The sequence below is a fragment of the Legionella septentrionalis genome (assembly GCF_003989745.1).
Taxonomy (GTDB): Bacteria; Pseudomonadota; Gammaproteobacteria; order Legionellales; family Legionellaceae; genus Legionella_A; species Legionella_A septentrionalis.
In genome coordinates this window covers 67,933-81,362 of the sequence record NZ_RZGS01000009.1, presented here as the reverse complement: position 1 = coordinate 81,362, position 13,430 = coordinate 67,933, and the positions used below count along the sequence as shown (strand labels likewise).

Below are 13,430 nucleotides of genomic sequence, written 5' to 3'. Positions count from 1 at the left end.
GCATCATCATACTATCAAAGCTCCTATCGCGGGAGAGGGGGTAGATCGAAGTGAAATAGAAAAATTTGTGCTCAATTTAAGATGAAATCTTGGCTAAAAAACTTTAGGGACGTTGCCTAGTTATGGCTGCTCGAAAGGCAATCTCAATTCGCTCGATGGCATCTGAGACGAGAAGACGCAACTCTCGGTCAAACTGATATAATTTCCATGCCTGATCAAGTGAAATATTATCTTTGAAGCGACGTGAGTTATTTTCCTGATGGCGCTGCTTAAAGGGTAGAAGGTAGGATGAAAAACGATAATAACTAACCGTACTTAAAATGTTATGGGCAAATTGCTCATCTAATATTTCTAAGCCTTGAGAAGATAAAAATTCAATTTTATCGGAAATAGTTAAGGCAGGTTTAGCGTATTTTTTAGTAGCCATAAAAAAATAACCCGTCGTGGTGCGCATCGTTGAGAGGCGTGACGGGCTTGGTTAATCATATTATAGATCAACTTCTCTCAAACTAAAATACGCGATTAAAATTATTTAGAATATAGTCGACTATTATAATGATTTAGAAGCAATTTTTCACCGGACAATAAAGAAAAGTCATGATCAAAACAGATAAATGGGAGAAACTGGCTGAAAAGATGAAAAAATTTCATATCAATGAAGCTGATCTTATCGAAAAATTTATCTTAGGTAGTGGTAAAGGTGGGCAGAAGTTGCATAAGACAGCATCAACTGTCTATTTGAAACATGTGCCCTCTGGTCTAGAGATAAAATGCCAGGAATCAAGAAGCCGTGAAGATAACAGATATTTTGCAAGAGAACGACTTTGTGAAAAAATACAGGCTATATTCAGCGATGAAAAAACAAAAGAACAGCAAAGAATTGAAAAAATAAAACGTCAAAAGAAGCGGCGTTCAAGGCGATCTGCGCAAAAAATGTTGGATGAAAAATCTAGGCAGGGTCAGATTAAGGCATTGAGAAAAAAGCTTTCATCTAGTGATAATTTGTAAACAAGAGTTTGATTGGTGTTGAAATAAGTCAAATTAAATAAAATTTTACTGTGACCAAAACGTGTCTCAACAGTGGCGGTGCTCCGCTGTTCTAGGCAGTTTTAGGCCGTTCCCAGTGAATTTAACGCTTCACAAGGCATTGATTTATAACGAATTTAAAACTAGAGCAGAAGGCTTCGAACCAAGGTGTCGGGGGTTCGAGTCCCTCCGAGCGCGCCATTTAAAACGGGGTCTTCCCCAAATCCGCACATCATTACCCATAAGTTATTTCCTTGATAGTTTTCTGGGCCAAGAGGAAAGCCTTGAGTCGTTGCAACCCAATCCAGAGTGTCGCCGGTCCTGGGTCGGGGTCATTTTTTCTATTTAAATATCTCCCTATGGAAGCAATCATTTTCATCATCATGCTTAATGAAGGAGGTTTGTTAGGTGGAGCTTCTTTTTTGAGGATAATATAAGCAATTTGCCATTCTTCAGTGGAAAAAACAAGCTCACAATTGGCCTCAGGACATTCGCGGCTTAATACGGTTAAATAATAGCGCCAGGCATGGATCAAAGCGCTGTTTCTCAGTAAGTTGTAATTTCTCAATTCGACAGCCGCTTTTTAAAATACGAAGGTACACTTCTATCTGCCAGCGACACAAATACCATTTTAATATACTGTGAGCGCTTTCAGCATCATGTACCTTAACATGGGTTAATAAGACCCATTCAAGAGGTTCCTGTCCTTCTGGGGCGTTAATTTCTGTGGCAAGAACAACTGTTACAGTTACTGTTTTGTCTCCATATTTTGTAGAGATTTTTCGTTTCCTATCCGGCGGGCAAAGCGTTAGTTCAGCTGCATATAAATTTTGTATAACTTGTCTCCTAACTTGTTTTTTTTAGCGGATACTTCAAAAGTAATTTGACAAAGAGGGGAAGTATCTTTGGTTTTTTCTATTAGCTTTTGAGTATCCGGTCTTCCCTCGCTATTCAAGAGTTTACGGTTAGACGAAGAACGAATGAGCCAATAGGCTGCGTTACTTTCTTGTGAAAGATAAGCATGTTGTGCTTCGTGATATAAATCATAAATATCGGCTTCTCTATCCGCAACGGTTATTACCATTGTGTCAGGAACTTGCAAGGCAACTTCATTTGCTTTTCGATAAGCCTTTATCCATCGATAACTTTCTTTTTCTTCCAAAGGGATTTTATGGTTATCTCGACTTTTTTCTCGAGCGGTTCGATGGTGTATTTTTCTCTTGCCCAATGATAAGTATCTCACCTTACGCAGCAGTCATTGATTAATTGATAAAAATCGGTATCTTTTGTCGGTTGTTTTTTGAAGGACAAAAGAAAATGAAACCGGATCTTTTAGACCTCTACAGCGATTATCTAATCAGTCAAAATCACTATGCGACAGCCACAGGTTTAGCGGCGATGTTTGATGGTGAGATTAGCCACGATCAAGTGAGTAGATATCTAAGGTCAGGTGATCATGGGTCAAAAGAGCTATGGTGTTATATTAAGCCAGACGTCCGACGCCATGAGCAGTTGTCAGGTGGCGTTTTATTGCTAGATGACACGATATCAGAAAAAACTTATACCGATGAAAATGCTATCAATTGTTGGCATTTTTCACATGGTAAGGGGCGACACGTGAAAGGGATTAACCTGCTTTCGTGCGTTGTACGTTATGACGATATTGCACTACCAATAGGTTATGAAATTGTTGAAAAAGATATTCTTTTTTCTGATATCAAAACACGCCAAAGGAAGCGAAAAGCCACAATCAGCAAGAATGAAATGTTTCGGACACTGATTCAGCAAGCCGTTAACAATCATGTGCTTTTTGATTACATCTTATCGGACAATTGGTTTGGCTCCAAAGCAAACATGACCTTTATTCATCAGACTTTAGAAAAACTCTTTATTATCGGCATTAAATCAAACCGTTGTGTCGCATTAACACAACATGATGCTGATAGCGGCCAATATCAACAAGTGAATACACTCGAGTGGAATGATGGTGCGGTGAACACCGTTTATCTCAAGGATATTAGCTTTCCCGTCCAATTACTCAAAAAAGTCTTCACAAACGAAGACGGCTCGACCGGAACCCTTTATCTCGTCACGAATGATTTATCCATTGACGCTGACCGCATGTATGAAGTCTACCAAAAACGGTGGGAAATTGAAGAGTATCATAAGTCTATTAAACAAAATGCAAGCTTATCCAAATCACCGACCAAAACTATTAGAACCCAATCCAATCATTTGTTTGCTTCAATTATCGCATACTGCAAACTTGAATTGTTGAAAGTAAAAACATCTATGAATCATTTTGCTATTAAGCAAAAACTTCTTCTTAAGGCTAATCAAATTATGTTCAATGAATTACAGCTGCTGAAGGCTGCTGCGTAAGGTGAGTAAGTATCTAAAACACCCAAGCATAGTTTTTCTGGTGTAACGGCTAAAATAGGATGTAGAAGTAAACCTGGGTGCTTTTCGTGATTAATCGGGCCAATATCTTTCCGTTCTTTTTGGCCTGTAAAGTTAAGGGTGGTTGTATCTTGCAATAAAAGAACAACAGAATGGTATCTCATTCGAGAAAGCGTAGAGGTTATATGGGGCGCTAAAATATTCTCTGTGTTGACTTGTTCATGATCAAAGAACCGATAGGCTGCTTTGGTTTCATGCCAGCCTCCACATGCCGCAGGTATACTTAGATTGGGGGCATTGCCTAACTTATCAAATAAAGAAAGTAACCGAGCGTTAAGTCTTTTATCGCCTAAATCAATTGTTTGCATTTCCTCTGCTGCCCAGCTCATGATTATCATCCTGACTTATTGGGCATTGCAGTATACGAATTATTACAAAAAATAACTGCTTTTTATACTTATGGGTAATGATGTGTTCATTTGGGGGAGAGCCTAATTTTCAAAATTTTCGTTTGAAATAGCTTGAATATGTGTATATACAATATATAATTATCCCATGAATATACATATTGGGAATTACAATGTCTACAGTTACGTTAACCAAATGGGGAAATTCAATCGGGATTCGTATCCCCTCTGTTATCATTAAAGAAGCTCATTTACATCCGGGTGAAGAATTGGAAATTAGAGCAGATGAAAAGGGTGTGCTCACATTAATTCCAATCAAAAATCAGCAAGAAGGATGGTTAGAGCAATTCAATGCTGTTGTAGATAATAGCAATGATGAGGCTCATTTAAATTTAAGCAATGATTTCGATATGGATGAATGGACATGGTAAAAATAAAAAGGTTTGATGTTTTTTTAGTAAACCTCGATCCTACAATTGGTTCTGAAATTACAAAAACACGCCCAGCAGTAATTATATCACCGGACTCAATGAACTTGAGCAGGTTAAAAACAGTTATCATAGCGCCGATGACAAGCACCATCAAAGACAATTTTCCAACAAGAATATTAACAGAATTTAAAGATAAAAAAGGGCAGATTGCGCTTGATCAACTGAGGTCAATTGATCGGACTCGTATTTTAAAAAAATTAGGCGTTATTGAAAAAAAAGACCAAAATAAGGTATTAGATCTTTTATCCATAATATTTCAAAAATAGTTTTCCAAGGAAAACGGTATTGTATATTCATATCTATATTAATTTTACAAAGTCTGATTAATCGTAAAACTAAGCAAACGAGCAGGATGAATTATGGTTCTCCGGCGAAATTTCCAAGTTGATTATCAGACATTTAATCGGTTATTACGGATAAAGTCCCCTCCCCCTTTCCTATATAAACATTCGGGCTCGCTGAAACAAGTGCATCTATTCGACGATATGCTGAATGAATTAATCCGGCTCAATCATTTTAATCCTAACAAGTGCGGAATTAATGCTCTATAAATAAAAGTAAAATTATGGAATAATTATTGTCCAACCTCAATAATATTTGTTTATTTATATGAAAATTAAAGCAGTTTTTTTGATCGTTATTAGTTTATTCCCCATTTCTTTATTTGCTAGTAACGTGATTTGTCCTTTAGCAAACGGAATCAATGTACTGGCCACTAAGCGAGTCTTAAATATTTGTAAACGTGGCACTGTCATTAAAACCTTTAAAGTAGCGCTCGGGAATAAAGGCCTTGGTAAAAAAAGGGCGGGTGATAATAAAACACCCCTTGGTTTATACGGGTTAGCTTATCCAAGAAAATCCGCTCAGTTTAAAATTTTTATTCCAATTCTCTATCCCACAGCAAAGCAATTAGCTGCAGGATATACAGGTAGGGATGTTGGGATTCATGGCCCCACTCAGTCATCTCGTTTGTTGAGTTGGCTAAGCAACTTACCAGGCTCTACCCGGGGTTGCATTGCTGTTGGCAAGAATAACTATATTGAGTATGTGGCTAACTGGGTCAAAGCCAACCCCGGAACTAAGATTTTAATTATTTAGAGATATCGAGCATGGATGAGGTCAGACTCCTTGATGTGGAGTCTGAACATCAATCGGAGGTCCCTCAATGGCCATTCCACCCAGCCAGCATATTAGCTATTATTACGTCGATGGGTAAAATAGTTGTGTTTGCTTCCGCAACAATATCGAACACACCAAAACCAAGGCGCAATCACTGCAAACGGATGGCATTTGCGAACGCTCCCATAGACTATTTTGCAGGAGTTTTATCAAATCACATTTGGCAAGAAATTTATACAATATTACTTTTCCATTCGATTGCTATCTTGGCAATGCATCACCTTTCTTCCCTCAAAGGAACTACAGTGCCTTTAATTAAAACAGGGGGGCAAGTTGGATGAGCAAGGGAAGGCTCATTTTGGACTACTTTCATGAGGAATAGGTGTCAAATAGCTCTTTAGCAGACTCTGAAAGCACTCGTACTGGCCAACATTTTTTTTCGAGCAAAGCGCTATTGCAGCCTGCACCATGTTGAATTTTTGGTGCAGGCTGTTTAGTAAGTTAGTTTATCGTTAAATGCTAATGATTGATTGGAAGAATTTCGGTGACTTCTAAATTTAGCAATTTAAAATAATCATAAGACATATAAAACTCGCCCCAATAACCAACAGAAGTTCCCCAGGAATTTCTTAGTGTCAACAAACCTTTATGCGCAACCCCATGGTCATCATATACGGTTGCATTATCATCATAACCGGTGATGATCATTTCATGCGCGGCTTCAATATCACTGATTCCATCCATAACTTCCTTACTTAAAACCCAGGTATCTTGGGTAAACCAAGTACGATATTTCCCTACTGCCCCAGCTGTTCCTAAATCCACTCTGGGAAGTAAAACGCCAAATACAACGCGATCACCCGCATGCAGTGCGTTTTTCACATTGTCCAAAGTAGCTTCAAAATTCCTTGCAACGCGAATGTCCTTAATGGCAGCATAAGTCCCTAAAACTGGCTCACTCATCTTAGCAAAATCTTCAGGAGCGATATAAGTTTGTGGTCTTTTCGAATATTTCGGGTAGTCATAATAACCACCGCATCCATTCTTCCATTGATTGTCCACATTTATAACACCGTATTGGGCCATTTGGCCAAAAACTTCACCAGAAAAAGAACCATCCCAACCGCTAATGCCATAACCATGTTGTTCCAGATAATTTCCTAATTGCAATTGGCACAATTGGCTAATATAGTCGCCTTTTCCTATTACAGCATCTAAACCACCGGAAACAGCAAAGGTAACACAAGTACCATGAGTTCCCTGGTCTAATACGGGTACGTTGTTCATATTTAATGAAACCGCTTTCGGTAATTCCAGCGAAGCTGCTGCCCGATTGCTTGATGTAAATCCATTTCTATGTTTATTCAAATCTTGTGCTTGGGATTTAAGCTCTGCTTTTTTATCCTCAGCTAAGCGCACATGCAGCAATTTAATGGTTTTTTCAGTTAGCTCCAATCCCCTGGAATCTTGTTCCAATTGATTGCCTGAGGCATGAATTTTCAACGTTTGATTTAACGAGCCAATTAACTCAACATCTTCTGCATTAGCCAAGGGCGTAAGCAAGACTAAGCAAACAATAACTTTCAGACTAAAAAATAATACGTTAATACGATTCATAATTATACTTTGGTTATAAACTTACAAACGGGGATCCATTATGCAAAACAGCATTTAAACAATTCAACATAAGTCATGGCTTGTTTTGTGAGTAATTTGTAAGTTTTGAGCAAAAGGAACATGAATTGTACACTATCGTTTGCCATCCGTTAAGAGCTTTTGCTGAGTAAAGAAAGGTGAATGCTTTAACCATTGAGAACACAAGCGTCAACAAAAACCATATCTGATTGTTAGCTTGGATAAAAAGGCAGATGCAGTAGAAAAAATTAAAGAATGGATAAGTAAAAATAATATTCGTATCTTAAATGTTGCAGGGCCAAGAATCTAATAGCCAGAGGATACACCAAAATTCCAGCGAACTCTTTAAAGAATTATTGGCTAACTAAAAAGTATTAACTGCATACACTTGGCGGTAAAAGAACTTTTTTTAAGAAAAACAGATCAGTGTTATCTTATTGCTTGTTAAGAAGCTGAATCATCTAAAGAGCTAGAATTTAAATGAAAGAATTTATAGTTTATCATAATCCGAACTGTTCTAAATCAAGACAAGTTTTGCAAATATTACAAAGTTGTCATATTAACCCGACTATAGTGGAGTACCTTAAGACACCGCTTAATATAGAGCAATTGCTTGAGTTACGATCACATTTTGATTTAAAAGACTTTGTTAGGACAAATGAACCTGTTTTTAAGAATTTGGGTTTGGTTTTAGAGGATGAGGCTAAAATTTTAGAAGTCATGCTGAAAGAGCCGATTTTAATGCAACGCCCAATCGTGACTTGTAACGGCCAGGCTATCATTGCCAGACCGCCTGAAAAAATATGGGAATTGCTTAAACCATCCCAAGCTTTTTCTAAATGAATTTATTAAGTCATAAGTCAAGAAGACTTTAAATTGCAGCCACAGATTTAAGTGTCATAATTAGGTTTGTTAAAACGTGGCCCAGGTCATGGTAGTGCTTGCAGTTCAGACACGAGACTTTAAGGAGTTTGGCGTTTTGCTTAAAGATTTAATCAGCGGCCCCAAAGGGAGGTAAACTTCTGGGCGTTATATAATCATGAACTTGATACAAAGTATTTGCTGCAGTTCGATGCAAGTAATTTTAGAACCCTTAGTATAATCGTAATCCACATCCATAAACTTGGTTTTACATGTCGATAATTATCTACAACGGTAATCCGCTTTCCTCAAATCAGCCATGCATTAAACATAATGATCGCGGCTTTACATTGGGTCACGGTCTTTTTGAAACGATACTAATTAATAAAGGTGCAATGCCTGCGTTCGATTATCACTGGCATCGGCTTGAAACAAGTGCACCACTGATTAGCATGAATTTGCCATTTTCTAAAGAAGCATTAACAGAAATGCTTCTTTTTTTAATCGCAGAAAATAATTTAGAGGAAACAATTGCCGGTGCAAGAATAACGATTACTGCTGGGGAATCTATAAGGGGTATCTTCCCTGAGGCACGTCCAGAACCAAATTTTACTATTTTTGCTTTTGCGTTTGCTCATCCTGCCAAACTGGCTTATTCGGCACGGATTGTAAGCACAGGAAAGAATGAAAAAACAATCGCTGCAAGGATTAAATCAATTAGTTATTTAGACAACATTCTTGCGAAACAAGAAGCCATGATGCAAGGATTTGATGAAGCTATTTTATTGAATACGGGATCGAATGTGGCTGATGGAGCCATTACCAATGTGTTCATGGTTAAAAATGGGCAAATTTATACGCCGCCCATTGCTGATGGAGCATTGCCTGGGGTTATTAGAAATATTCTTTTGAAAGAATTAACGGTTAAATTTTCCATTATTGAGAAATCCATCACACCTGCTGAGTTACTGAGTGCCGATGAGGTTTTTTTGACCAATGCGCTCATAGGTATTCAACCAGTAAGCCAAATTAATGACAAAAAATATCAATGTTTTTCTGTAGGGACTTCGGTTGCTTTTGCGCTCAGAGAATTAAAAGATTACATATAAAAGTCAATGGGAGAATGATGCGGCAAATAAAGTACGTCTAAATGCAGTTTTTAGCTGTATCTCATTGTATTTAATTCGTGCCTATATATTACAGGGTGATGCCATTAAATTTTATTTTCGCAGGAAAGTATGGTCGGTAAAGAGAAATGGAAGAAATTGACAGAATGGATGACGAAGCTTCATATCGATGAAATTGATCTTGTCGAAAAATTTATTCTGGGCAGCGGTAAGGGTGGGCAGAAATTGCATAAAACGGCGGCTACTGTTTATTTAAAACACGCGCCATCGGGTTTGGAAATAAAATGTCAGGAATCCAGAAGCCGCGAGGATAATCGCTATTTTGCAAGGGTACGCCTCTGTGAAAAATTACATGCGTTGATTAGTGATGAAAAAACGAAGGAACAGCAAAAAGTTGAAAAAATAAAACGCCAAAAGAAACGACGTTCAAGGCGCGCGAAACAAAAAATTTTAAATGAAAAATCAAAACGAAGTGAATTAAAAGGGTTTAGGAAAAAGCCAGAAACTTTCGAATAAAAAGACTTATATCTGGGAAAAGGTAACACCGCAATGAAGTGGTTGCCTTGAATATGTTTAATTTTTCGTCTAATCAGCCGTTGCAATATTTTAGTCCAAAGCATCAGGTTTTTGAGCCAAAAGGTCGGGAGCTTCAGGCGTGTCTTTAAAATGTGCGCTATTGTTTGCTATATATAAAATAAATCATCCTATAATCCAGCTTGATGCATTTATCGCACTTCATGATTATTATCGGAGCATTTCTTCTTGCCGGAGGAGCTTATTTCACCTGGCCTCTTCTAAAGAAAACGTCTCATTATCAGCAACAATGGGTAGCTAATTTTACCCTTATCTGTTTCTTTTTATGCAGTTATCTCTTTGCCATCATCTATGGTGTATGGGGCAACCCTTTCTTTACCAATTATTTTTATTCTACGATTTTTTTACTGGGGGGCATTTATGTCTTCTGGGTCAGTTATTTGAGCGCAAAAACCATTGAAAAAACAAAGATAATAGATGATTTAATATTAAAATATGAAAAAATTCGCTATCAAGCTGAACACGATAAGCTGACCGGGTGTTATAACCGTCATTATCTAATGGAAATATTAGACAATCGTTACCAAAAAATTAAATTAAATAGCGGTCATTTAATCGTTATTTTCATTGATTTGGATGGCTTTAAGAAAGTTAATGATGAATATGGTCATGATTTTGGAGACCATATCCTGCAGCGATTTTGTCATTTATTAAGGCAACAGCTTCGTAAAGAAGATGTTATGGCGCGCTACGGTGGTGATGAGTTTGTGGTATTAATTGAAAATATCAATTTAACAAAAGCAGGGTTAATTGGACAAAAAATAATTAAAATCACATCGCAACTAACCAAAGAAATTTTAAAGCAAGGCAATTTAATATTAGGTTGTTCCATTGGCATCAGCCAATTGATTCATAGCTCACCTTCTATTGATTCCGCTCTGAAAAAGGCTGATGCGGCTTGTTACAAAGCGAAAAAAAATTATGGTAATACCATTTGCTTTGAGGATGGCATACAATCTGAAGCAACTTGTAGCCAAATGAATGACAAATAGTAGATCATAGGCGGATGACGCTTCCAAGCATAAATTGCGTGAAGTAGGGAATAATGATGCAGCAGGACGTAGCAGCACTTAAAATACAAGGCTTTTTTAAAACGTATCGACTTAAAAAGCAGCAGGTATTGCAAGAGGTGATCGACTCTAGTTCTTCCAAGCAGTTATTGGAAGCATTGGATTTAAGATTTCAATGCATGCGGGCTGTGGCTGCTGCGAAACTGCCGCTCGGTAAGCCAATAAATGATAAAGCGCAAATTGAAAAAGTTCTGGTGCATGTGCGGGAGTTGGCGAATGAAAAAGAAATAAAAAATGTGGAAATGGTAGCGAATCTTTTTCTACAAAATATTACATTGGCAGAAAATATTCAGTCGCCTTACTACGATGTGATCTGGAAATGTCATTATGGCCAGCGTGACTTTAAGCTGCTCGTTAATAATGCTTATGTGCAACTGCGCCAGATTGTGTCTACTAAGAAGTTACCTATTGCATGCAATTATGAAAAAACCGATTTTACCTCGGAAGAAGTACTGCTGTTGGCGCGGGATATTATTCAACATGCCAGTCAATTGATTATTGAGGCATTGGGAAATTCAGATTTATATGAATATTATCAGAATAGTCAGCACATCAACTCAACTCTGCGACAGATGCTAGCCAATTACATGACTCCCAGTGCATTAATAAAATGCACTGGGGAAATTGATTCTTTAGCAGGAAACATAAAGCGTTGTACTCTTTAATGCTAAAGAGTGGTTGCGAAATAAAATTTGTAAAATAATCTGAACAAATATTTGAATTTTTTTGATTAAATATCAATAACATATATTTATATTTGACTATTTTATTTTCATATAAAGCCATTAAAGCTGGAAAAAAAGGATTGGCTTACTACAATTTAAGTGTTTGAATGGTATAGGTAAATCAGCTTTAATCTGTTAGATAGTTCGCTCTCATTATTATTTGTTACCTGCGCAGATAAAAATGGTAAACAGTTCTGATAATCATCATGCTATTTCAGGGGGTGGGACCATTGGCTAAGAAACAGCCTACAGAATAATTCTCTCTAAAATTTTAACTAATCATTGTTAGTAGTATCTCTCTTTTAACTCGTGACTTAAGGATAAAGCATGAAAGTTAACAAAAAAAAATTCCCCGTTATTCTGGCATTAACATTGGCAGCAAATGGTTATTGCGCTGACAGCACTCATGAAGCAGTGTCCAATCATATTTCTGGTTCTGCAACCAATTCTTTAATCCCTAATCAACGTTTACTTTTAACTGGTCAAAATAATAATGAAGCTTGGGATAATTTAGCGGCAATATTAGCTGATGGACAAATACCAGACGGTGGTTCCATCTATTATCAATCCAGGCCCAATGAAGGTGACACTTCCGGCGATTTATTGAGTAGCGCCAAAGAGAATTATGCCTATTTGGTTGATAAGGCCAATCAAGCGCAAAAAGACATATATATTCAATTGGCTGTGAGTATTAAGGATAATCCGCCAAATAGTACCCGCTGTCCACATGGTGCGAAGCCAGGGGAATGTACCACTCTCGAGGCATCCGTTGCTGCCGTTCATGATGTTGCGGATGGAAAAAGCGATGGATTGTACCAAAATTTAATTAAATATATTAATGCCAATCCAAAGCCTATTTACCTGATACGCTTAGACTATGAAGTCAGTTCAAACTTTTTTTGCGATCCAAATACAGATCCCAAAATTGGCTGCGCGGTATACAAGCAAGCATTTAAACATTTACGTAATTTAATTAGCAATGGCACGAAAGAGAGCGGTGCGAAAGTATATTACGTATATCATCCAGTGCGTGGCGAATATCAAGATTTATATCCAGGAAATGATGTAGTTGACTGGATCGGTTTGAGTGTATTTGAGCACGACTTATGTCTGCCTCATTTTAATGGGTCAAGTTATGGGTATAATGGTTTTCCTGCAACTAATTATGTTGCCAATTCAACTTGTAATATCGGTAATGAGCGTTTACCAATCGATGGGAATATTCTCGGAGCCGTGGCTTTTGCAAATGCGGTGGGGAAACCAGTTATCCTATCCGAGTCGGCGCTTACAAACTATGTTGATAGATCGGCAACCCATCCTCATGACGGGAATAATTTTGTTTGGCAAACTGCCTACAAACAAGCATCTACAACTTGGGTGAATCGCTTGTTTGCTTTAATTAATTACAATGGTGTGGTGCCGATAAATTGTAATCCGGCGAATCCGAATAAATCCCCGGCATGTAAGTCAGACAAAGACAATCCTGTCATTGATTTATCTTCAACGATAAAAGCGATAGTGTATATAAACAATGATTTTCGCTATGGCTTTGATGGTGCCCAACGGTCTTCGCCAGATTGTAAATCAGAGACGCAAACTCAAAGCAGCATAGGCGGATGTGTGCCATTTAATGTGGGTTGGTTCAATGATGCAAGGTTACTTGATGATGGTAATTCTTATGAAAACGGCTCTTTTGTTTCCCTAAACGGTGAAGCAAAAGCTGCATTTTGTGCCGGCTTGGAGAAAGCACAATTCGCTGTAAAATGTAAATAAGCTCCTACCATTTAATTCACTTCATCGCACGTGCTTGGGTGAAGTGAATTAATTTAAGCGGCGAAGGGATATTGACTCACATGCCAAGTTTTAAAAGTAAATTCTAGCGGGGGCCAAGAAGGATACGCAACAAACAAACTGGCCGAATCCCGGTAATCTCCCTAAATACAGTAAACAAAATACCTGTTATCGTGTGCACTAA

16 protein-coding genes and 2 pseudogenes are annotated in these 13,430 nt (G+C 37.7%); 13 read left to right on the top strand and 5 right to left on the bottom strand.

Features of this window, described 5'->3' with window-relative positions; all coding sequences use genetic code 11:
- Nucleotides 1-103 precede the first annotated feature (103 nt).
- A complete protein-coding gene (locus ELY11_RS04980; RefSeq protein WP_127032644.1) occupies nt 104-427 on the bottom strand; it encodes an Abi family protein in 324 nt (107 codons plus the stop codon).
- Nucleotides 428-597: 170 nt separating this feature from the next.
- Here ELY11_RS04980 and ELY11_RS04975 point away from each other — a divergent pair, with 170 nt between their 5' ends.
- On the top strand, nt 598-1,008 hold the full coding sequence (locus ELY11_RS04975; RefSeq protein WP_127032643.1) for a peptide chain release factor family protein: 411 nt from the start codon (nt 598-600) through the stop codon (nt 1,006-1,008).
- A 253-nt stretch (nt 1,009-1,261) separates the two neighbouring features.
- Here ELY11_RS04975 and ELY11_RS04970 read toward each other — a convergent pair whose 3' ends face one another.
- Together ELY11_RS04970 and ELY11_RS04965 are read right to left on the bottom strand one after the other, a co-directional pair.
- On the bottom strand, nt 1,262-1,594 hold the full coding sequence (locus ELY11_RS04970) for an IS4 family transposase (protein WP_127032642.1): 333 nt from the start codon (nt 1,592-1,594) through the stop codon (nt 1,262-1,264).
- 240 nt (nt 1,595-1,834) lie between these two features.
- Entirely contained in the window at nt 1,835-2,269 is a 435-nt protein-coding gene (locus tag ELY11_RS04965) for a hypothetical protein (protein WP_127032641.1), read from the bottom strand.
- 74 nt (nt 2,270-2,343) lie between these two features.
- Between ELY11_RS04965 and ELY11_RS04960 the strand changes: the two genes are divergently transcribed.
- Nucleotides 2,344-3,408 carry an IS701 family transposase gene (locus ELY11_RS04960; protein ID WP_127032640.1) on the top strand — a complete coding sequence of 355 codons (1,065 nt, stop codon included), beginning with the start codon at nt 2,344-2,346 and terminating at the stop codon, nt 3,406-3,408.
- Here ELY11_RS04960 and ELY11_RS04955 read toward each other — a convergent pair.
- Complete coding sequence (locus tag ELY11_RS04955) at nt 3,363-3,815, bottom strand: IS4/Tn5 family transposase DNA-binding protein (RefSeq protein ID WP_158615174.1); 453 nt, start codon at nt 3,813-3,815, stop codon at nt 3,363-3,365. The genes ELY11_RS04960 and ELY11_RS04955 overlap by 46 nt on opposite strands.
- Before the next feature lie 191 nt (nt 3,816-4,006).
- Here ELY11_RS04955 and ELY11_RS04950 point away from each other — a divergent pair, with 191 nt between their 5' ends.
- The 4 genes and pseudogenes from ELY11_RS04950 to ELY11_RS04935 form a co-directional block, all read left to right on the top strand.
- Nucleotides 4,007-4,264: an AbrB/MazE/SpoVT family DNA-binding domain-containing protein gene (locus ELY11_RS04950; protein WP_127032638.1), complete on the top strand. Its 258-nt coding sequence runs from the start codon at nt 4,007-4,009 to the stop codon at nt 4,262-4,264.
- Nucleotides 4,258-4,590, top strand: coding sequence for a type II toxin-antitoxin system PemK/MazF family toxin (locus ELY11_RS04945; RefSeq protein ID WP_199737870.1), 333 nt, complete (start codon nt 4,258-4,260; stop codon nt 4,588-4,590). Before ELY11_RS04950 ends, ELY11_RS04945 begins: the two co-directional genes overlap by 7 nt.
- Before the next feature lie 343 nt (nt 4,591-4,933).
- Nucleotides 4,934-5,422: a L,D-transpeptidase family protein gene (locus ELY11_RS04940; protein WP_127032636.1), complete on the top strand. Its 489-nt coding sequence runs from the start codon at nt 4,934-4,936 to the stop codon at nt 5,420-5,422.
- A gap of 139 nt (nt 5,423-5,561) precedes the next feature.
- Nucleotides 5,562-5,674 (top strand): annotated as a pseudogene (locus ELY11_RS04935) (IS481 family transposase); the annotation flags it as partial.
- Nucleotides 5,675-5,962: 288 nt separating this feature from the next.
- On the opposite strand, the gene ELY11_RS04930 reads toward ELY11_RS04935, so the two are convergent.
- On the bottom strand, nt 5,963-7,060 hold the full coding sequence (locus tag ELY11_RS04930; RefSeq protein WP_127032635.1) for a C1 family peptidase: 1,098 nt from the start codon (nt 7,058-7,060) through the stop codon (nt 5,963-5,965).
- A 214-nt stretch (nt 7,061-7,274) separates the two neighbouring features.
- Between ELY11_RS04930 and ELY11_RS12785 the strand changes: the two are divergent.
- The 7 genes and pseudogenes from ELY11_RS12785 to ELY11_RS04895 all read left to right on the top strand — a co-directional run.
- Nucleotides 7,275-7,388, top strand: a pseudogene (locus ELY11_RS12785) (YpsA SLOG family protein); the annotation flags it as partial.
- Nucleotides 7,389-7,558: 170 nt separating this feature from the next.
- A complete protein-coding gene (locus ELY11_RS04920; protein WP_126955032.1) occupies nt 7,559-7,921 on the top strand; it encodes an arsenate reductase family protein in 363 nt (120 codons plus the stop codon).
- A 290-nt stretch (nt 7,922-8,211) separates the two neighbouring features.
- Complete coding sequence (locus ELY11_RS04915; RefSeq protein ID WP_127032634.1) at nt 8,212-9,048, top strand: aminotransferase class IV; 837 nt, start codon at nt 8,212-8,214, stop codon at nt 9,046-9,048.
- A gap of 129 nt (nt 9,049-9,177) precedes the next feature.
- A complete protein-coding gene (locus ELY11_RS04910; RefSeq protein WP_127032633.1) occupies nt 9,178-9,582 on the top strand; it encodes a peptide chain release factor family protein in 405 nt (134 codons plus the stop codon).
- A gap of 221 nt (nt 9,583-9,803) precedes the next feature.
- The gene (locus ELY11_RS04905) at nt 9,804-10,652 is read left to right on the top strand and encodes a GGDEF domain-containing protein (protein ID WP_233579653.1); all 849 of its coding nucleotides are present in this window, start codon (nt 9,804-9,806) and stop codon (nt 10,650-10,652) included.
- A gap of 53 nt (nt 10,653-10,705) precedes the next feature.
- Nucleotides 10,706-11,395: a chorismate mutase gene (locus ELY11_RS04900; RefSeq protein ID WP_126955028.1), complete on the top strand. Its 690-nt coding sequence runs from the start codon at nt 10,706-10,708 to the stop codon at nt 11,393-11,395.
- A 432-nt stretch (nt 11,396-11,827) separates the two neighbouring features.
- Nucleotides 11,828-13,228 carry a glycoside hydrolase family 26 protein gene (locus tag ELY11_RS04895; RefSeq protein ID WP_158615172.1) on the top strand — a complete coding sequence of 467 codons (1,401 nt, stop codon included), beginning with the start codon at nt 11,828-11,830 and terminating at the stop codon, nt 13,226-13,228.
- Nucleotides 13,229-13,430 lie beyond the last annotated feature (202 nt).